The organism is Lysinibacillus sp. NPDC097231 (assembly GCF_044761885.1).
Classification (GTDB): domain Bacteria; phylum Bacillota; class Bacilli; order Bacillales_A; family Planococcaceae; genus Lysinibacillus.
The window spans coordinates 23,583-42,808 of sequence record NZ_JBIWDH010000025.1; the positions used below are offsets into that span (position 1 = coordinate 23,583).

23 protein-coding genes and 1 other annotated feature are annotated in these 19,226 nt (G+C 36.3%); of the genes, 18 read left to right on the top strand and 5 right to left on the bottom strand.

Going from position 1 to position 19,226, the window contains the following annotated elements; all coding sequences use genetic code 11:
- Positions 1-110 precede the first annotated feature (110 nt).
- From ACIQXF_RS15150 to ACIQXF_RS15190, 9 genes are all read left to right on the top strand, one after another.
- A complete protein-coding gene (locus tag ACIQXF_RS15150) occupies positions 111-920 on the top strand; it encodes an alpha/beta fold hydrolase (protein ID WP_402784118.1) in 810 nt (269 codons plus the stop codon).
- 21 nt (positions 921-941) lie between these two features.
- The gene (locus ACIQXF_RS15155; RefSeq protein WP_402784120.1) at positions 942-1,508 is read left to right on the top strand and encodes a nucleotidyltransferase family protein; all 567 of its coding nucleotides are present in this window, start codon (positions 942-944) and stop codon (positions 1,506-1,508) included.
- A gap of 21 nt (positions 1,509-1,529) precedes the next feature.
- Complete coding sequence (locus ACIQXF_RS15160) at positions 1,530-2,024, top strand: DinB family protein (RefSeq protein ID WP_402784122.1); 495 nt, start codon at positions 1,530-1,532, stop codon at positions 2,022-2,024.
- Between the two features lie 127 nt (positions 2,025-2,151).
- Complete coding sequence (locus ACIQXF_RS15165; protein WP_402784124.1) at positions 2,152-2,625, top strand: GNAT family N-acetyltransferase; 474 nt, start codon at positions 2,152-2,154, stop codon at positions 2,623-2,625.
- A gap of 12 nt (positions 2,626-2,637) precedes the next feature.
- Positions 2,638-3,282: a hypothetical protein gene (locus ACIQXF_RS15170; protein ID WP_402784126.1), complete on the top strand. Its 645-nt coding sequence runs from the start codon at positions 2,638-2,640 to the stop codon at positions 3,280-3,282.
- A gap of 102 nt (positions 3,283-3,384) precedes the next feature.
- Positions 3,385-3,867, top strand: a complete 483-nt coding sequence (locus ACIQXF_RS15175) for a hypothetical protein (RefSeq protein ID WP_402784128.1) — start codon at positions 3,385-3,387, stop codon at positions 3,865-3,867.
- 134 nt (positions 3,868-4,001) lie between these two features.
- Positions 4,002-4,532 carry an RNA polymerase sigma factor gene (locus ACIQXF_RS15180; protein WP_402784130.1) on the top strand — a complete coding sequence of 177 codons (531 nt, stop codon included), beginning with the start codon at positions 4,002-4,004 and terminating at the stop codon, positions 4,530-4,532.
- The gene (locus tag ACIQXF_RS15185; protein ID WP_402784132.1) at positions 4,522-5,475 is read left to right on the top strand and encodes a hypothetical protein; all 954 of its coding nucleotides are present in this window, start codon (positions 4,522-4,524) and stop codon (positions 5,473-5,475) included. The genes ACIQXF_RS15180 and ACIQXF_RS15185 overlap by 11 nt, the downstream gene beginning before the upstream one ends.
- Before the next feature lie 37 nt (positions 5,476-5,512).
- Entirely contained in the window at positions 5,513-6,025 is a 513-nt protein-coding gene (locus ACIQXF_RS15190; RefSeq protein ID WP_402784134.1) for a YfiT family bacillithiol transferase, read from the top strand.
- A gap of 126 nt (positions 6,026-6,151) precedes the next feature.
- Here the strand turns inward: ACIQXF_RS15190 and ACIQXF_RS15195 are convergent, their stop codons facing one another.
- Together ACIQXF_RS15195 and ACIQXF_RS15200 are read right to left on the bottom strand one after the other, a co-directional pair.
- The gene (locus ACIQXF_RS15195) at positions 6,152-6,754 is read right to left on the bottom strand and encodes an exosporium glycoprotein BclB-related protein (RefSeq protein ID WP_402784136.1); all 603 of its coding nucleotides are present in this window, start codon (positions 6,752-6,754) and stop codon (positions 6,152-6,154) included.
- Positions 6,755-6,967: 213 nt separating this feature from the next.
- Positions 6,968-8,026 carry a hypothetical protein gene (locus ACIQXF_RS15200; protein WP_402784138.1) on the bottom strand — a complete coding sequence of 353 codons (1,059 nt, stop codon included), beginning with the start codon at positions 8,024-8,026 and terminating at the stop codon, positions 6,968-6,970.
- 226 nt (positions 8,027-8,252) lie between these two features.
- Here ACIQXF_RS15200 and ACIQXF_RS15205 point away from each other — a divergent pair, with 226 nt between their 5' ends.
- From ACIQXF_RS15205 to ACIQXF_RS15220, 4 genes are all read left to right on the top strand, one after another.
- Entirely contained in the window at positions 8,253-8,885 is a 633-nt protein-coding gene (locus ACIQXF_RS15205; protein ID WP_402784140.1) for a BMQ_0737 family morphogenetic spore coat protein, read from the top strand.
- A gap of 140 nt (positions 8,886-9,025) precedes the next feature.
- A complete protein-coding gene (locus ACIQXF_RS15210; RefSeq protein WP_402784142.1) occupies positions 9,026-9,601 on the top strand; it encodes a hypothetical protein in 576 nt (191 codons plus the stop codon).
- Complete coding sequence (locus ACIQXF_RS15215) at positions 9,594-9,890, top strand: hypothetical protein (RefSeq protein ID WP_402784144.1); 297 nt, start codon at positions 9,594-9,596, stop codon at positions 9,888-9,890. The genes ACIQXF_RS15210 and ACIQXF_RS15215 overlap by 8 nt, the downstream gene beginning before the upstream one ends.
- Before the next feature lie 14 nt (positions 9,891-9,904).
- Positions 9,905-10,720 (top strand): hypothetical protein, encoded by an 816-nt coding sequence (locus ACIQXF_RS15220; RefSeq protein ID WP_402784146.1) that lies wholly within the window; start codon positions 9,905-9,907, stop codon positions 10,718-10,720.
- 148 nt (positions 10,721-10,868) lie between these two features.
- Here ACIQXF_RS15220 and rpmG read toward each other — a convergent pair whose 3' ends face one another.
- The gene (rpmG, locus tag ACIQXF_RS15225) at positions 10,869-11,018 is read right to left on the bottom strand and encodes a 50S ribosomal protein L33 (protein ID WP_004231780.1); all 150 of its coding nucleotides are present in this window, start codon (positions 11,016-11,018) and stop codon (positions 10,869-10,871) included.
- A 169-nt stretch (positions 11,019-11,187) separates the two neighbouring features.
- Between rpmG and ACIQXF_RS15230 the strand changes: the two genes are divergently transcribed.
- Entirely contained in the window at positions 11,188-12,381 is a 1,194-nt protein-coding gene (locus ACIQXF_RS15230) for a GTP-binding protein (protein WP_402784150.1), read from the top strand.
- 20 nt (positions 12,382-12,401) lie between these two features.
- Here the strand turns inward: ACIQXF_RS15230 and ACIQXF_RS15235 are convergent, their stop codons facing one another.
- Together ACIQXF_RS15235 and ACIQXF_RS15240 are read right to left on the bottom strand one after the other, a co-directional pair.
- On the bottom strand, positions 12,402-12,944 hold the full coding sequence (locus ACIQXF_RS15235) for an isoprenylcysteine carboxyl methyltransferase family protein (RefSeq protein ID WP_402784152.1): 543 nt from the start codon (positions 12,942-12,944) through the stop codon (positions 12,402-12,404).
- A 1-nt stretch (position 12,945) separates the two neighbouring features.
- Positions 12,946-14,028 carry a type III polyketide synthase gene (locus ACIQXF_RS15240; RefSeq protein WP_402784154.1) on the bottom strand — a complete coding sequence of 361 codons (1,083 nt, stop codon included), beginning with the start codon at positions 14,026-14,028 and terminating at the stop codon, positions 12,946-12,948.
- Positions 14,029-14,574: 546 nt separating this feature from the next.
- On the opposite strand from ACIQXF_RS15240, the gene rsgA reads away from it, so the two are divergent.
- From rsgA to metG, 4 genes are all read left to right on the top strand, one after another.
- Positions 14,575-15,645: a ribosome small subunit-dependent GTPase A gene (gene rsgA, locus ACIQXF_RS15245; RefSeq protein WP_402784156.1), complete on the top strand. Its 1,071-nt coding sequence runs from the start codon at positions 14,575-14,577 to the stop codon at positions 15,643-15,645.
- Between the two features lie 67 nt (positions 15,646-15,712).
- Positions 15,713-16,135 carry a FosM family fosfomycin resistance protein gene (gene fosM, locus ACIQXF_RS15250; protein WP_402784159.1) on the top strand — a complete coding sequence of 141 codons (423 nt, stop codon included), beginning with the start codon at positions 15,713-15,715 and terminating at the stop codon, positions 16,133-16,135.
- 14 nt (positions 16,136-16,149) lie between these two features.
- Complete coding sequence (locus ACIQXF_RS15255) at positions 16,150-16,797, top strand: HAD hydrolase-like protein (protein ID WP_402784161.1); 648 nt, start codon at positions 16,150-16,152, stop codon at positions 16,795-16,797.
- A gap of 144 nt (positions 16,798-16,941) precedes the next feature.
- Positions 16,942-17,243 (top strand) — a binding site (T-box leader).
- Positions 17,244-17,540: 297 nt separating this feature from the next.
- The gene (metG, locus tag ACIQXF_RS15260) at positions 17,541-19,175 is read left to right on the top strand and encodes a methionine--tRNA ligase (protein WP_402784163.1); all 1,635 of its coding nucleotides are present in this window, start codon (positions 17,541-17,543) and stop codon (positions 19,173-19,175) included.
- The last annotated feature ends 51 nt before the right edge of the window (positions 19,176-19,226 follow it).

Below are 19,226 nucleotides of genomic sequence, written 5' to 3' on the forward strand. Positions count from 1 at the left end.
TTATAGGTCACTCCATCATTTTTCTCCTCTTGGCTACTACAAATAACACCTTTATAATTGTAATTAATGGAAATTGAGTTTTCCGACATAAAATGTAGAGGAGGCTTATTATGCAGCAGCATATCTATCAGTGGGGTAACGAAAAAAATACTACTTTAATCTTTTTACATGGATTAGGGAGTACAGGATTAGCGTTTGGGGAACTCGCCAAGCTTTTAGCAGAGTATCATGTAATATCTTTTGATTTACCAGGCCATGGCTATGCAGAAGCCTTACAAGAAGAAAAGGATTATTTGCCAACTAATTTGATTGTGGAAATAGAAAAAATAATAAGCCAACAACAGGGGAATAAATCCTTTTATTTGATTGGCCATTCGCTAGGAGCAGAATTGGCATTGCATGTTGTTGCAAGGTTTCCTGAACAAATTCTGGGTCTAATTCTACTAGATGGTGGATATTTGTCTGCTGAAAAATTAGGCATGACATTGGAAAGTGAATTACAAAACGTTGAAAATTTTTGCAATGACACAAAGTTTCCTTCTTGGGAGATTTTTATTGAATCAGAAAAAGAAGAACTTTCCCGATGGTCAGAAGAGCTTGAAGCTGCATCAAGAGCACAGGTTAAGGAAAGAGATGGAGAAATACAATTAACACTTTCTGTTTTTACCGCACAATCGATGATTAAAGGGATATATACGGAGCCAGCTGCTGATATATTAAGTCGAGTTAATTGTCCATCTCTTTTAATATATGCAACACAGCCTGCGGAGTTAGATACCGTTAGAAAAGAAGGTATCCAAGACTTGCAAGCTAAACTAAACAATTTAGAAGTTGAATCTATCGCAGAGGCAGGCCATGATATTTTTAGGGATGCTCCCAACTGCATCGCTAAAAAAATAAAACAATGGATACATCATTAAGAATCTACATAGGGTGGTTAAATGAAGTACTTAAAAACAGAGAAAGAGTTAAAAAACTTAATTGCGGCTGATGTTTGGATGATGGAAATCTTAACGACTGTAGAGAGCCTACATTTATCTGATTCCTGGGTATGTGCTGGATTTATCCGTTCAAAGGTGTGGGACTATCTTCATCATTATGAACTCAGGACGCCTTTAGCTGATATTGATGTAATATATTTTGATAAAGCAAATCTCTCAGAAGAAAATGAGAAAAATTATGAGCAAGCATTACAATCATCTTTATCAAATGTGCCATGGTCTGTGAAAAATCAGGCGAGAATGCATGTTGTTAATGGGAGTGAACCCTATCAATCTTCTACAGATGGAATAGCGCATTTCCCAGAAACACCAACAGCTATTGGTGTAAGACTCGTTAATGGAATTCTTGAAATAAACGCGCCTCATGGTATTCAGCATTTAATTACCGGGATTGTTGCTCCTACGCCGTATTTTCAAAAAGACTCCCAAATGCATGGGATTTATAAGAACAGGATTCAAAACAAGCAATGGAAATCAATTTGGCCGAAGCTACAGGTTATCTACTAAATAAGTAAAGGGGTAAAGAATTTGAACCAAGATAAGCATCAAATACTCTCCCATTATGATAAATCCATAGCATTTGTGGGGAGTTTAGCCAATGTAACGGAAGGACAATGGCGTACGCCAATTGAACTTGGAAAATGGACGGTTGCAGAGGTAATTGGACATCTTACTCCGTGGGATAAATTCGTGTTAAATCTACGGATTCCGTTTCTTTTTACTGAAGAAAGCCTACCAAAAGGGCCGGATGCGGAGGAAATGAATGCAAGTGCAGCAAGGGAAAGTCGTGAGCAAAGTAAAGAAGAGACGATAGCGCATTTTAAAAAATATAGAAAACTATTAATGGATGCACTTAATCAAATAGAAGACCAACAATGGCAGCAGCCCTTTAAAATTGGGACATCTGAGTTAACGCTTCACCGTTACTTTGCTGGTTTAGTGGAACACGATTTGCATCATTTTTCACAGATTCAGAATGTTTTAGAAATCAGTGGGGATCGTAGAGAAAAATCGTGCTTATAAATGAGAAGAATATACGTCTTGTGAATGAAAATTAATAATGATAACCGCATTATCTTTGGTAATGCGGTTTATTTATGATTAAAAATGCATTATAATGTATTTTTAATCATAAGAGGAGTGTGGATAGATGAACATTATTTTAGCACAAGTAGAGGATGCTTCAGTAATTCATAACGTTATGCTACAGGCTTTTAAAGAGTATGAACACGCTACACCACCATCAAGCGCACTAAGTGAAACCGTTGCATCGATTGAACAAGCGATGAAGAAAGGAGAACATGCTTTTATTGGATATATCGATGAACAGCCCGTTACAATGGTAAGATTTACACTTAATGCTCAGGGTATTTATTTTTTTAGATTATCTGTTATTCCCGAGAAGCAAGGGCACGGTTTGGCTAAAGCATTACTTCAGGAGCTTGAACAATATGCGCTTGCTAATGAAAAAACGATTAGTGAATGTAAGGTTCGTATGAGTGTGCCAAGAAATATTGAGTTATATCGCTCAGTGGGTTATGTTGTAACAAAAGAAGAAATGTCTGAGAATCGTAATGGCGACTCTCTTTCAGTAGTTACAATGGAAAAAAAGCTTACTAGTTAGGGGCGACGGAATTTGAAGAAAAAGTTAGGCTGTTTACATGCACACTATTCAAATATTACGTATATAGAGCAAGCATTTCAAAGCATCGATAGCATAGAGCTAGTCCATTTTGTGGATCCAGGTCTTATACAACGAGCTTCTATGGGAGCTGATGGGTTAGCTTTTAAAGTTAAAGAGCAACTTGAATGGATGGAGAGCTGTCATATAGATGCCATTTTAATAACATGTACTAATTATATTGCCTTGTTAGAGGAAGAACCTCCGAAGCTCTCAATTCCCATACTTAAAATTGATGAACCTTATTTTGAAGCCATTTGTGAAGACGAACAGCCTCAAATGATCCTTTTTACGAATCCTGGAACTGTGGAAGGTACAATGAAAAGGCTTCAGCAATACGCAAAGCAGCATGAAAAGGATATTGATGTTGTAGCAAAAGTGATCGACAATACTTTTGAACTGATTATGCAGGGAAAACAAGAAGCTTATAATAGCGTTATTTTTCAAACCCTTCATCATATAAGGGGAGAGCAAAGGAAAACGTCTGTTGCGCAGCTTTCAATGGTTGAGGCGGCACAGCAGTTTGAAAATGAGACAGCATTCATGATTATCCATCCTCTAAAGCCGTTAGTTAAATTTGTGCTAGGTTCAATAGAATAACAGGTGGATAGGTAATGCTAGAGTTTTCGGAATAATCTGTAACAATGTGTGTGAAAGCATCGTTTCATAGGAAATAACCATGACTTAAAAAGGAGTGTTTATATGAAGCGATGTTTACTTTTGTTTACAGTGTTATTGCTTTTAGTAGGCTGTTCAATGAATGAGAAGGCAGTTACTCTGCCAGAGGATGTACCTGATTTCGTGCAAGAAAGTGATTTTAAATCGATTGATTGGAACAAAAAGGCAGTAGAATTCGGAGATAGAGGTATTATTGGCAATGACAATAAATCAGGTGTGATTGGTGTTAGTATGCCAAGTTTAAGTACTCAAAAATGGATGTGGCATCTTTGGGGAATAGAGGCTTACCGTGACACAAAGTTAACGATAATTGGCTATCATAGAGATTCCAAAACAATACATCCGATATTGGTGGATGGTTGGTTAATAGGCCTAGATGGACCTAATAATGGCGCAGATGCTCATGCACCTTCAAGTGTGAAAATCCCAAAGCCAGGTGAATGGGCAATTTTACTTTATACCAATGGGAGCTACTTTGATACATTAATATATGATATCAATGAATAGAAAAGTTAATAGGTTACACTCTGACCCTCGCTTTGTAAGCTATAATTCTTACAAAATGAGGGTTTTATACATTTCTTGTCACATTGTAAGTAAGTTGTTGGTTTACATATATAGGTGGGTAAAGGGGGGATTAGATGCATACAAAAATTTTTGAACAAAGTATTGATGAAACAAAAGATGATCGAATTAGCTATTTATTAAAGGAGTATTATCAAAAAATTTACGTGTATTGTTTTAACATATTAAGGAATGCTCATGATGCGGAGGATGCTGTACAGGAAGTATTTATGAAAGCCTTTCAAAATAATAAGTTAATGAAAATTGAGAACTATAATGCCTGGTTATATAAAATTGCCTATCATCATTGTTTAAATAAGATGAAGAGGAAATCCTTTATAAAATTCATTGCGCTTGATGGGGGAGCAAAGATACATGATGTGAGTATTACTAACAATCCAAGCATCGACATTGAATTAGAGGAAATTATGTCTCAACTTAAGGCCAAGGAACGTGCCTTACTTGTCTTAAGAGTAATTGAAGATAAGGATTTTGCAGAGATTTCTTTAATTTTAAACATTACACCTGCTACTGCACGAAAAAGATATGAAAGAGTAAAAATAAAGGTTCAAAAAATCATTGAAAGGACTGCACACGATGAAAAATAACATAAAGTCATTTCTGGAATTTGAAGATCGATTAAAGAATGAAGCTGTTCCCCAGCCTTCTTACGAGCAGATTTTAGTGGATAAAATCATGAATTGTGGAAAATGGCAAAGACCTATCTACACAAGAGTCTCTGTTGTGCTTGTTTTTTTTACTATCTTTATAACAGCTTCAATTGCTACAGCAATGGAGTTAACAGGATGGCAACTGTTTAATAATGAGGGAAAACAAATACTAACAGTTGATAATATGGCTGAACAAGAGGCTGAGAAATATAATGATATAAGAAAAATATTTACTCAATACGATGCTACTATAAATGAATTAAAGGCGAACCTACCAGAAGGGAAGTTTTTTTATTTTTTAGTTGTAGAAGCCTATGAAAAATATGGTTTGACATCTGTCCATTCCTATCAAAATGATCTAAAAATAAATAATATCAATCAAATACCGATGGAATTAAAAGAAAAATTCCATTTAAGTGAGGACTTGCTTGGTGCTAATAGCTTTTCAGAGGGGTCCATTAGTTATAAGCAGCCAGATATGGAATTGGAGGAAGCTGAGCGTAGAAATAAAGCTATGTATTTAGAAGCAAAGGAGAAAAATGTACCTTACATCGTTAAGGAAGAAACATTGAAATTGACGTCTGAAATTGCCTCGTTAAGTTTAAAATATCATAATGGTTTTGACTATGCACAAATCAATATTAATCCATCTGTTAGTGGTGCCATCTCAATTAACTCTACTAAGAAGAGAGAATATAATAAATTTGAGGAAAATGGTCTAGAATTTCTTTTTAATAAAGAATCTCCAGAACTTATTTTTGTGAAAGAAGATGATGGACAGAATTATATTGTGAATATATTAGGTTCAAAATTACCTAATGAAAAAGAAACAGACCATGAAAAATTAATGTCAGTAGCGCGTAAAATATTAAATTGGTAATATAAAAAGTAAGAAAATAGAAACGGAGGAGAGCTATATGACCGATTTACGATATCCAATTGGCCAATTTCGATTTCCAGAAGTAGTTACAGCACAGCAAGTAAAGGAATGGATTGAGGATATTCGTCTTTTACCGAGACAACTAGCAGAGGCACTTAGTGGTGCAAGTGAACACTCATTAGCAAAATCCTACCGAGAGAATGGCTGGACTGTTACGCAACTTGTTCACCATATTGCTGATAGTCATATGAATAGCTATATCCGTTTTAAGCTGGCTTTGACAGAGGATGTTCCAACGATTAAGCCATATAACGAGGAAGAGTGGGCAAAGCTTTCAGATTCAGAAATGCCTATCTCGACATCTTATCAAATGATTGAGAGTTTACATGAACGCTGGGTTTATTTGCTAACAAGTTTAACAGAAGTGCAATTACAGCGTGCATTTAATCATCCTGATTCTGGGTTGATGACACTCGAAAAAGCCTTAGCCCTATATGCTTGGCATGGGAAGCATCATCTAGCTCATATTCAATATGCTTTAGCGAAATAAAGAATGAAGTTTTTAGCTAAAAATAGGCGATTTCTTGATTTGAAGAAAATCGCCTATATGAATTGTTTAATTTCTTACCCGGTGATAATTCTGTTTTCAGCTTTTATCTAACTTTAACATAATCACTTATACAATATTGATTCCTGCACTAGCATTACCAAAAATCGTAACAGCCCCTGTGGAAGTAACAGAGAATACCATTAGTAAACGATCACCAGCGGTTACTGGCACAGGTGTAACGTTTGCAGTACCACTTACAATAGTACCTACTGCTATTGTTGTGAGAGATGGTGATAGATCAACAAATGCTGTCGTAGGACTGAAAACATTGCTTCCCGCAGTTGCACGGTAAATTTGGGCGCGGATTGTTGTTACTCCTGGAAGTGGTGAGACAGCCGTTGCAGAGAAGGTAGCTGAAATAGATGTAATAGTACCAGCGCGTGGAACTGAAAAGGCCTCCGTTAAAGTAGTTGTTACGATATTTGTACCAGTAAGAGATACTCCATTAATCCCCGTGCCGAATCCTATAAGACTTACACTCTCAATTAAGCCACTCTCAAAAGATGTTAAAAAAATAGTTTCAATTCCTGAAGAGAATGGGATGATGGAGCCTGTAGTTGTAGTTAGTGGAGGAGAAGTAATACATGCAGCGTCAATCGCTACAAAAGGTCCGAAGTTTTCGCACTGCCTATTAGATGAACAGCCGCATCTAGAATTATGCTTACACATTTTCACACCCCCTTTCTTCATTATCTTATTCAGCTAAGATTGGGGGGACGAGGGCAATTATCTACAATTAATTTGGTAATTTTCAAGGGTGGTTAAAGCCTTATAAAACTTGTCTTCTCCGTAGGATTTAATAGAACATAAAAAAGTCCAATACGTATTTTCTATACTTATTGGACAGATTCATTTTATACGTTTTTTATAATCTGTGTATCACTAACTCCATTTTCGAAAGAAATTGAAAAACGAGGAGTTTCTCGCTTTTTTATGCTCTTCTTCAGTTGCTTTTTCTATAAGATCAGATTGCTTGTTTACTTCTTCAATTTCCGTGTGGATTTCATTTTCTTCCTCGGCTGAAGCTTCAAAAACTTCCATTTCCTCACTTTTTAAAGCAGGCGATTTATTTGTGTCGACTGGCTCATTTGTTATTTCAGCATTTATTTCATCGACAGTGTTATTTATTTTTTCTGGTTCTTCATAATTGACCGTTTCTTCGACATTAGAAGGATTCATGCCATTATAATCAGTAGAATCATTGTTTTCTGAAGGTGGTAAGGTATTAGGATCATAAATATTATCAGCGATTTCTTGTGGAGTAGTAGTATTTTTGAAATGGAAGGTAGTTTCTGCGATGGTATTTCTGTATACACCATTATTTACTTGGCTTGGATGAGTATTTACTGATTGAAAGTATTGTTGATTAAAGTTGCGCTCTTTAGGCTTATTTCTTTGATTTTCATGGCTAGTAGAGGGTATGTCATTGTTTATATTTGACTGTAAATTGGCTGCTTTACCTGCCAAACTTTGTAGCAATTTATAAGATGGCTGCTTTGATGGAACCTCCGATTGATCTGCTATCGGTGTGATTCTCAGATTCCTTTGTACACTGTTAGCCATAAAAGTAGAAGTGTTTTCAGTTTTAGGTATAGGGGTTGGAGCGTCAGTGTCTTCAATCGTCAGTAATTTATTTAGAACTATTAAAATTTCCTGATTCATTTCCTCAATGGTTTGATTCAGAGACTCGATTTGAGTGGAAAGAAGTTTTATCTGCTCCTCATAGCCCTTGGTTTGTTTATTTGGCTTATCTTCTAATGTTTCTGTTAACCCTTCTAAATGTGCAATTTGTGTTTTAATGCCCTCAAAATCTTTTTTCAACAAAAGGTAATCTTCTATTGAAGTTCCCATTTTTAATGTAGTTAACGACTCCTTGTAGGATTCTATCCTTTGCTTCAATTTGTCAATGTCTTGAGTGGAGTACAATTTTGAATCTCCCATGCATTTCACTCCTTTCAGTCCATTCATATTTTATTAAAAATATTTACTTTATGTTACAAATATACCGGTGCTTTTTAAACATTTTTGCTAAAGCAAAAACAATACACTACGGATATTTAAGTATTGTAACAAGCATCATAACGAATTATTTATTAGCCCATACACTTAAATTTAGAAAACATATGATACAAACGAAAGATAAAAAATTCATGGAGGTGTCAAAAGGATGCAAGAGCATATGCAATCCCCCGAGCCGGAATTAATTTGTATTAATGTCGATAAGGTATTTGACTGGATTGTGAAGGAAATGTCGTTTGATATGACTCTTACTGGACCAATTTCTTTTCCAGAGATAACACCAAGCACAGTTTTAACAGGTGCAAGAGTTACTTGTAATGTAGTTCCAGCAACAACTAATCCTATTGTTATTTTGAACCGTGAGAATCGCAATTTCACTATTGATGGGTCATCGGTATGTCTTCAAAATCTAACGATTCAAAAGAATTTCCTTCTTACGTTATTTGTAACATTACCAGGTGGTACGGTGTTCACAAGCACTACTATCCCAGTTTCTCGTTGTGAACAAGTTACATTATGTGCTCCGAAAGGGACAGATGTAGAAATTTTATTCACAGATTTAGATTGTTTCGTGTGTACAACTGGAACATTAACAGCTGGAGAAGGTACAATTACGTTTTCTGCATTAACAATTACTATATCGGTTTGCCAAAGTATTCAATCTACATTCCCAGTTACTGTTGAGTTTTTAGCAACTTTCTGCGAACCAAGAGCAGAATTGCCATTCACATGTCCAGCTGTGGTCCGTCCAAATCAGTGCCCAACAGTTTTCCCTGGTTAATGGTACTAACACATAGAAGAAAATCATATTGTAAAGAGAGGGTAATCCTCTCTTTTTTTTTATGAAAAGAAGTAACTTTCACATAAAGAAGTTTGAATATGTATAGATTAATGCAATGCTATTAGCAGGGGGTACCGATTATGATTACACGCATCAATCGTGTAGAAGAGAAAATAAATGAATTAAAAAAACAAACGAATTTTTATGTTCATGAGATTAAACAAATGGTTGGTGAACTCACCATCTCTGACAGTGTGAATGTCATTAGTTATTTCACATCCTCGTTCAATATTTCTTATGATCCTATTCAGGAAAGCTTATGTTTGGGCTCTTATCATATTCGCAATATAGGTAATCAGCCTATAACAAATCCATATCTATGTATAAAACTGCCTGAAGACTCCCCATTCTCCTTCTCTGGAAGGTATGTCTACGAACATTTCGCTCCAAATTTAAAAGTGAACAGTAGCTGGGAGCGAATCAATGATCAATCGAGCAAGGAAGAATTTTGGCTTAGACCTATAGGAAAAACGACGATCGAACCTAATGAAACGCTATCATTTTCTAACTTTCAGATTAAATGGTCACATAATTTATCTTATTCAGGAAGTATCATGGGTTTTACATATTGTGATCAGCTAGAAGATGGTGTCGCTGTCTTAAATCCTATAAATCTCAATGGAGTTAGTCAAACACAGGAGGATGAAAATGAGTGAGTATGAAAAAACGAATCAAAAAATAGATAGTGTTATCCATCAACTTATGAAAGAACAGCTCACAAATCTATCTGACTATAGAAATGAGGAAAATAATAGCTTTGCTTATCTTGAAAAAGGTACCTTGAATCTACTAATTGCCTACTTATTATCAGAAGAAAAGACAAAAACTAAAGGAATCGGTAATGAAGAATTAGAATTAAAGCTTATTAAGCTGCTTGATGAGATGCTAGAAGAGAGTAAGGAGCAATTTGAAGAAGTGATAGGTTTACTTAGAAAGTTATCATGATAGGAGGTTTAGATATGGATAATGATATTGTTAAAATCAATGATCCTATTCAGCTTCAGCAAATGATCATTTTTCTAAGAGCCGAATTAGCAAAATATAAAAATGAGGTTAAAAGACTCAAAGAAAGTGATTATTATTCATTTGTACTAAGACTTGAACGAGAAAATGTCCAATTAACAAATCAAAAAAAGGAGCTTTCGATGGAGCTTTTAAAGCTGAAGAGAGGATACGAAAAAGAAGCACAAGCATACTATGAAAGTATCCAAGCTATAGAAATCCAAAAGAAAAAACAAATTTCATCGATAGAGGCATTGTTGAAAGAAATAGCAGAGCTTCGCAAAGAAAATAAGCTATTAAAGGACACAATAAAAGTCACTAAAGATGAATTACTTTCTGTGAATTCAGATGCCAAATATAAGACTACAATAGATGGTCTTGAAAATATGCTGAGCGATTTTACAAAAGACATAGGCCAACAAATGGAGACCATAATTGACGCAATTGAGAGATCGCGATTAGAACAGTTAAATTCAAATAATCTCAATGAGTATTTAACGAAAGAAATTGGGGAAAAGAGCAGTGAGATAGAAAAATTATCAAACGAATTAGTAGATGTAAAAAAACAAGACTCTTCATTAGATACTAACATGTTGAGTGGAAAAACAATACTCAATCAAGAGGTTCTTACAAGCTTAGATACTCAAGTAAATAACGTATTGGCTCAAGCAATAGATTTTGAAGAACAGTTAGATCAAAAATTACGTATTCTTGATCATCTGGAGCAAAAATTGAAAGAGCTAGCTATAGATATAGATACTAAAAAAAATTGATAAAGTACGTTTTTGAAAGGAGATTTTATCAATTACCTTATACCTTATTAGATAGGCTGTTTCAAAAGAGTAAAGTCACTTTTGGAACAGCCGTTTTATCTTATTAGGGAGACTCTACATGATTAGTGTGGAGTAACCATATCACGTGTTATTTCGTTTCTCTGTGCAATGTCACTCTTTTCAAACGAGGGGAATATTTCTTAAGCTCCAGTCTTTCAGGATTATTTCGTTTATTTTTTGTAGTGATATAGTTTTTATCACCTGTTTCTGTACAAGCTAATGTTACTTGAACACGCATAAAAATACCTCCTTTTAAATCGTAATAATTACGTTTTATACAATATTATGTTTCATGTCATATGTCAATGCTGTATGTTTACAAAATTTTCAACGTTGCATTTTGTTAGTTTCTATGTTTTAATTACAAAATATAAATAGTAATGATTACGATTTAAGGGGTTGTGCAAATGGTAAAGAAAATTCCAGTTACAGTTTTAAGTGGTTATTTAGGCTCTGGTAAAACGACAATGATGAATCATGTTCTGCAAAATGAAAAAAATATGCGTGTAGCTGTAATTGTTAATGATATGAGTGAAATTAATATTGATGCAGAATTAATCGCGAATGGAAGCGGCATTTCACGGACTGAGGAAAAGTTTGTGGAATTATCGAATGGTTGTATTTGTTGCACATTGCGTGAGGATTTATTGCAAGAGGTGGAGCGTCTCGCAAAGCTCGGTACTATTGATTATATTTTAATCGAGTCGACAGGAATAAGTGAGCCAATACCGGTTGCCCAAACGTTCAGTTATTTGGATGAGGAGCTTGGTATTGATTTAACAAAGTTTTGCCAACTCGATACGATGGTAACTGTTGTGGATGCGAATCGTTTTTGGCACGATTTTCAGTCAGGTGAAAGTCTATTAGAGCGAAAGGAGGCAATTGGTGAATTAGATGAACGGGATGTTGCCGACTTACTGATTGACCAAATCGAATTCTGTGATGTTCTTGTATTAAACAAATGTGATTTAGTGTCCGAGGTAGATCTAGAAAGATTAGAACGGATATTGCGTGCATTACAGCCTGAAGCTAAGCTAATTCGTGCAATCAACGGTGTCATAGAATCAGCAGAAATTCTAAATACTGGCCGATTTGACTTTGAACGGGTATCAGAATCTGCTGGTTGGTTAAAAGAATTGGAGCTAGGTCATGAAAATCATACGCCTGAAACGGAGGAGTATGGTATTTCTTCTTTCACCTATAATCGTAGGAGACCATTCCATCCAAGGCGTTTTGTAGAATGGTGTGATCATATGCCAGAAACGATTGTTCGAGCAAAAGGTATTATTTGGAGTGCAAGACACCAGGATGTAGCATTATTGCTGTCACAGGCAGGCTCTTCTGCCAAAATAGAACCTGTTTCTTATTGGGTAGCCGCTTTACCAAAGGAACAACAGCAGGATGTTTTCTCGCAAAGTCCTGAGGTTTTAGAGGATTGGGATAAAGAGTATGGGGATCGTATGACACAGCTCGTTATTATCGGAGTTGATTTAGATAAAGAGGCAATTATCGAAGAATTGGATGCCTGTTTATTAACAGAAGATGAGTATAACAAACCTTGGGGGAATTTACAGGATCCATTCAATTGGGAATGGCAGTAAGGACAAAAAGAAGATTTCGGCTAGGATTCCGAAATCTTCTTTTGAAATATATGATTATAATTAGTCGCATCACGTAAAGCTTTTTCCTCGATTGGAATGCGTATGGACAGTATTGTAATATTTAAAAGTGTAAAGCAAAATGCTGTAAAATATGCTTGAAACATTAAAGGTAGAAGAAGAATTTCCAAACAAACAACAGCATAATTAGGGTGGCGCATAAAAGTGTAAGGCCCTTTCCTTACTACTTGTGCACCAGGTAGTATCATTATTTTTGTGTTCCAAAAGTTTCCTAAAGATCGAATGCACCAAATACGTAATGCTTGCACAGCTAAAAATAAAAAGAAAAATAACGGAAATAAGGGCGATAAACCTTTATCATTAGTAATCACTTCAACCGTTAAAAACAGGAAAAAACTGATGTGCATAGCGACCATATATGGATAATGAGAGGCACCTACTTCATATGCACCTTGTGAAAGCATCCATTTTTCATGGCGTTTTGCAATTAAAACTTCTATCAATCTTTGTAGAATAACGAGAATCAAAATAATATAAAAAAACATTCTACTCCCTCCATTTAAGTAATACAGCTTCAGCACAGAAGCCTGGGCCGAGAGCGACGAGCAATCCAGTATCCTCCACTTGTCCTTCATTTAACATAAATTGCTCTAATACATATAGCACCGTAGGAGATGACATATTTCCATTATTTTTTAATACTTCCCGAGAAATGTCGGTTTTTTGGGGGGCTAGATATAGCGTATCTTCATAGGCTTTTAAAACTTTTTTACCGCCAGGATGCGCAATGAAGTGATTAAGCTGTTCACTATAAAGTTCCTGTTCCATTAAAAATTGTTCTATGAATGGACCAAACCAATTGGTGATAATAGTAGGAATACTTTTCTGAAAAACGACATGTAAACCATTATTTTTAATATTCCAACCCATGACATTTTCTGAATCTGGCATCCATTTAGAGCCAGTTGCAAGGATAGATGGTATCGATCTTTTTATCTCAATCTCTACTTCATCTCCACAAACTAGCAAACACGCTGCACCATCTGCAAAAAGGGAAGCACCAATTAAATTACTTTTTGAAAAATCGTTTGGCTGAAAAGTTAGACTGCAAAGTTCGACACAAACGACAAGAACTTTTGCTTTTGGATGAGCTTGACAATAATCATAGGCTCTACTAACTCCAGCCGCACCACCGGCACAGCCAAGTCCCCAAAGTGGAATACGCTTAAGTCTGTCTGAAAAAGGTAGCTGATTCATAACTCGAGCATCAATACTTGGTGTTGAAATGCCTGTAGTACTCACAAAAATAATGGCATCAATCTCTTTAGGAGATATCGATGTTTTTAAAAATGCTTCATTTTGTAAACAGCCTTGAATGACTTTAACACTATATTGTGTTGCAAGCTCAATATATAAATCGTTGCGTTCTTCAAAGGAATGATCGGTACGATGCCATTCTGGTGGTACACAGAAGTGACGTGTTGCAATACCTCCATTCTCAAATACTTTTAAATAACGTTCTAATTTTGGAATTTTTGCATAAAAAAGTTCCTTCGTTAGTTCCTCTGCGTTTGTCTGTTGTAATGTGTACGGTGGTTGATATGTACTGATAGAAATGATTTTTGACACTTCAACATCTCCTTCATAAGTAGTGGTCTTGTTTATTCTATGCAAGGAGGAGGGGGATAGATGCTTATAGATTTAGCTTCATTCAGTAAATGTTTTAATAACGCCAGTTATAGAAGAATTCCGCAAAATTGCCATGTCCTTTGGCAAAATATATCTATGAGTAAGTTAAATGTCAGTAACACACTACTGAGTACTAATATCATGTTGGTGGATTGATGCGGAAAATTGATTTGACAATTTAGGGAAATCTAGGTATATTGAAGACAACTAAACTGGAAGAAGGTGATGTGACATGATGAATAGAGCCGCTTTTAACGAACAGCAATTCGGTTTGTTCAATTTCACACGCCTAATATATACAATTTGACTTGAGTTCAATAGCTCTAGTTGTATATTCTCTTAAACGTGCCTGTGAAACCTTGTAACTGCCGAATTGCGCAGATACAAGGTTTTTTTGTCTTCATTCGGCGGATGTCACGGATTTTCAATATTCGGATGCATTTACGCCAAGGCCAAATTGATATGCACATTTAGGAGGAAAACGAATTGAATTTATCTACTTTAGGGTTTTCAACATATTTTGAAGAGCAAATGATTGAATTTAAGAAACAGGCCAAACTGGTGAATTGTGTACCTGCAAGGGTTACATTAGAGCATAAGCATTCGTATCGTGTATTGGCGGAAGAGGGAGAGTGGCTAGCAACAGTTGCAGGCCATTTTGCTTATGCTTCTTTAGCACGTGAGGATTTTCCAGCGGTTGGCGATTGGGTGCTGGTGGAGAAAATGCCTGGTGAGGAAAAGGCAATTATTCATCAATTATTTGAACGAAAATCAGTCTTTTCCCGCAAGGTTGCAGGGCTGGAAATACAAGAGCAGATTGTAGCATCGAATGTAGATATTGTGTTACTCGTCATGAGCTTGAATGCAGATTTTAATATACGCCGTTTAGAACGCTATTTAGTAGCCGCTTGGGATTCTGGGGCAAAGCCGATTGTTGTATTGACGAAGGCTGATTTATGTGAAGATATTTCTAGCATGATACGTGAGGTTGAGTCTGTAGCGTTTGGTGTAGATATTTTTGTAACTAGCGCTCTATCGGGTGAAGGCTTAGCTGATATTCAAGCATTATTTACGGAAGGTGTAACGGGTGCATTACTTGGTTCGTCAGGTGCAGGAAAATCTACATTAACAAATGTTCTGAGTGGCGAGGAGCTTATGAAGGTTTCAAATATTCGTGAGGATGATGCAAAGGGTCGCCATACAACAACACATCGTGAGTTAATTGTACTGCCAGGTGGTGGGTGTTTGATTGATACGCCTGGAATGCGTGAGCTGCAATTATGGAATCAGAGTGATAGCTTATCCTCTAGTTTCCAGGATATTGAGGCTCTTGCTGAGACCTGTCGTTATCGGGATTGCACACATCAAAAGGAGCCACATTGTGCTGTACAGCAAGCAATTACAGATGGTGTACTCGAACAATCTCGCCTTCAAAGCTATTTTAAGCTACAGAGGGAGCTTGCTTTTATCGAACGTAAAACAAATGCCCAAGCAAAATTAGATCAGCAACGAAAATGGAAACAAATTGCGAAGGGGGAGAAAAAAGGAAAAAAATAGAGATATATTTATTTTATCTAGATAAGGGCTACCATCGAACCACTATCCATAGTTGGAGGTTTTATACATGACAATACAAAACATTAATCATTTGTTATTTTCAGTTTCTAACCTAGAGGAATCCATCGCATTCTATGAAAAAGTTTTTGATGCCAAGCTGTTAGTAAAAGGGAGAAGTACAGCCTATTTTGATGTAAATGGGCTGTGGCTTGCCCTTAATGTAGAAAAGGATATTCCACGTAATGACATACATCAATCATATACTCATATAGCATTTTCAATCCAAGAGGGCGATTTTGATCAAATGTATGAAAAATTAGTACGAAATAATGTCAACATTCTGGAAGGTAGACAAAGAAATGTAAAAGATAAAAAATCGATTTATTTTACAGATCCAGATGGCCATAAATTCGAATTCCATACAGGCACTTTACAGGATCGCTTGGATTACTATAAAAAAGATAAACGACATATGGAGTTTTTTGAATAGTGAGGGGGGATTTTATGAAGAAAGCGATTATTTTTGATATGGATGGTTCTTTATTTCAAACAAATCTAATTTTAGAGCCTGCTCTTGCAGAAACCTTTGATGTTCTGCGTGCTAAAGGTTTATGGCAGGGAGAAACACCAATAGAGAAATACCGCGAAATTATGGGGGTTCCATTACCAGTTGTATGGGAAACGTTATGTCCAATGCATACTTTAGCGATACGAGAAGAGAGCGATGCATTATTCCTTGTTAAGCTAATTGAGCGAATACGGAATGGTTGGGGTGCGTTATATCCAAATGCAGAGCAAACTCTGGCTACTCTAGCAGAGAACTATGAGTTATACATAGCAAGTAATGGACTGACGGAGTACTTACAAGCAATAGTAGAAATTTATCAATTAGAGCGTTTTTTCAAAGGTACTTATAGTATTCAGTCCATTTCAAGTGGTCATAAATCAGATTTAGTGAAAAAAGTTATCGAGGAGAATGCTATTGAGTGCGGTGCAGTTGTAGGTGATCGTTCTTCTGATATTCAGGCAGCTCATGACAATCAGTTACTCTCTGTTGGTGTACGCTTCGACTTTGCACAGGAAACAGAATTGCGAAAAGCAGATATTGTTATTGATGATTTAAAAAGTTTACTTGATTTAAAGCTAGGATAAGATTTTATCGACTACATTTTCTGATTTATCGCCCAACTTTTTCGTTTTATCGAGAACTATTAATGATTTATCGAAAATTTCCTGCCGTTTATCGACATGAATTGCAATTCCTAAGCAGAAAGAGTAGAATGGTGGAAATCTATAGTAAAAGCATTGAGAAGGAAAAGTAAATTGGATAAGCATTTCATAGAGAACCTCTGTTGGTGGAAATGAGGTAAATGAACCCTTTTGAAAATGACCTTTGAGCTTCGTACCGAAAGCATTTTAGTGAGTAGATTACGACGAGGTAGGCACTCGTTACAACAGCGGCAGTATCTCTCAATTTTTTTGCCGATTTCGGGCGCAATTATGCTGAGGCATAATTGATTATGTGACGTACTGATGGAGGCAAATAGTGTGAGCTATTTGTAAATATAGGTGGTAACACGGGTATACTCGTCCTAATCAATTTTGATTAGGGCGTTTTTTTTATCTTCATTCAGGACTTGCCTGAATGAAGATAAAGCCCGCAGCTGGTGTCACGGATTTTGAAAGGAAGAATATAGGATGTTAGCCTAAAATCATCGCATCCATGCGATAATGGCTAACTGACCTGCATCGGTAAAAACGCCACGTCCTGTGGCTTTACCGAAATGACCGACATCGTGTCGGCCCTCACGCAGGCCTTAGCACAATTCAAAATCCAGACGAAATTACGCTGGGGCGTAATTGATCTACAATTTTTTTGAGGGGAGCAATTTAGGATGACAATTGTTATTGGAGGCGCTTGGCCGTATGCAAATGGTTCTTTGCATTTAGGGCATGTTGCTGCATTACTACCCGGTGATATTTTGGCTAGATATTACCGACAAAAAGGCGAAAAAGTTTTATATGTGTCAGGCAGTGACTGTAATGGCACACCGATTTCCATTCGTGCCGCACAGGAGAACACTACAACAGAAGCTATTGCTAATCATTATCATGAGGAGTTTACACAATGCTTCAATGATTTAGGGTTTACGTATGATTTGTATACAAGAACAGATGCTAAGCACCATCATGAATCTGTTAAGACTATTTTTTTACAGCTTTTAGCTAATAATTATTTATATAAAAAGAAAATTGAACAGGCGTATTGTGAAACAGATAAGCAGTTCTTACCTGATCGATTTGTGGAAGGGATTTGTCCGAATTGTGGAGTGAAGGCACGTGGCGATCAATGCGATAATTGCTCAACGATTTTAGACCCACTAGATTTAATCGATAAGCGCTGTAAAATCTGCGGCAATGAGCCAATTATTAGAGAGACAGAGCATTTTTATTTTGCTTTTAGTCAGTTTCAAGGTAGGCTGGAGACTTATTTAGCAGAGGCAAAGGCAGAGAAACGTTGGCGAGAAAATGCCATTGGTTTAACGGAGCGTTACTTGGCGGAGGGAGTTCCGGATCGTGCTGTAACAAGAGATTTACCGAATGGCATTGATGTCCCAGTTCCGGGCTTTGAGGGTAAAAAAATATATGTGTGGATTGAAGCGGTTGCAGGTTACTTAACGGCTAGTATCGAATGGGCAAAGCAGCACCAAATTGCTATTGAAGATTTATGGAATGAAGAAACAATTTCATATTATGTGCATGGTAAGGATAACATTCCGTTTCATACAGTTATTTGGCCAGCTATTCTAATGGGGATAGGTGCAAAGGCATTACCTACACACTTTGTGTCAAACGAATACTTAACATTAGAAAAAAGAAAATTATCGACGAGCCAAAACTGGGCGGTATGGGTGCCTTATATTTTGAGTCGCTATGATGCAGATTCTCTTCGTTATTTTTTAACAATGAATGCACCAGAAAATCGAGATACTGATTTTTCTTGGCGAGAATTTATTTATAGTCATAATAGCGAGTTACTTGGCGCTTATGGTAATTTTGTTAATCGTACATTGAAATTTTTAGAGAAATCATTCGATTGTCAAGTGCCTCAAGTTGAGGTAGATAACTCTATTCGAAAACAAACGATTCGGCTGTTTCATGATGTGGGTATTCATATTGAAGCAGGTCATTTCAAAGTGGCTTTAGAGGCTATTTTTGAATATATTCGTGCGGCCAATCGTTATTTTGATGGGCAACAACCATGGCTACAAGTGAAAGAGAATGTGGAAGCTGGGAATCAAACACTAACAACCTGTGTATATATAATTGCTAATCTTGGACAGCTTCTACATCCATTTTTACCGTTTTCAGCTAAGAAGGTAAGAAAAATGTTAGGCATAAATGAAGTAATGTGGCATGAACAGGTGAAGTTACCAGAAAGCATTAGCGAAGTGACGCCGCTGTTTGAGCGTCTTGATGTTGAACTGATTGAAGAGGAATATCAAAAGTTAGTGAAGAATAGCCAATAGGAAAAATAGGAAAGCAGTATGACTCAATATTATCATACTGCTTTCAACTTA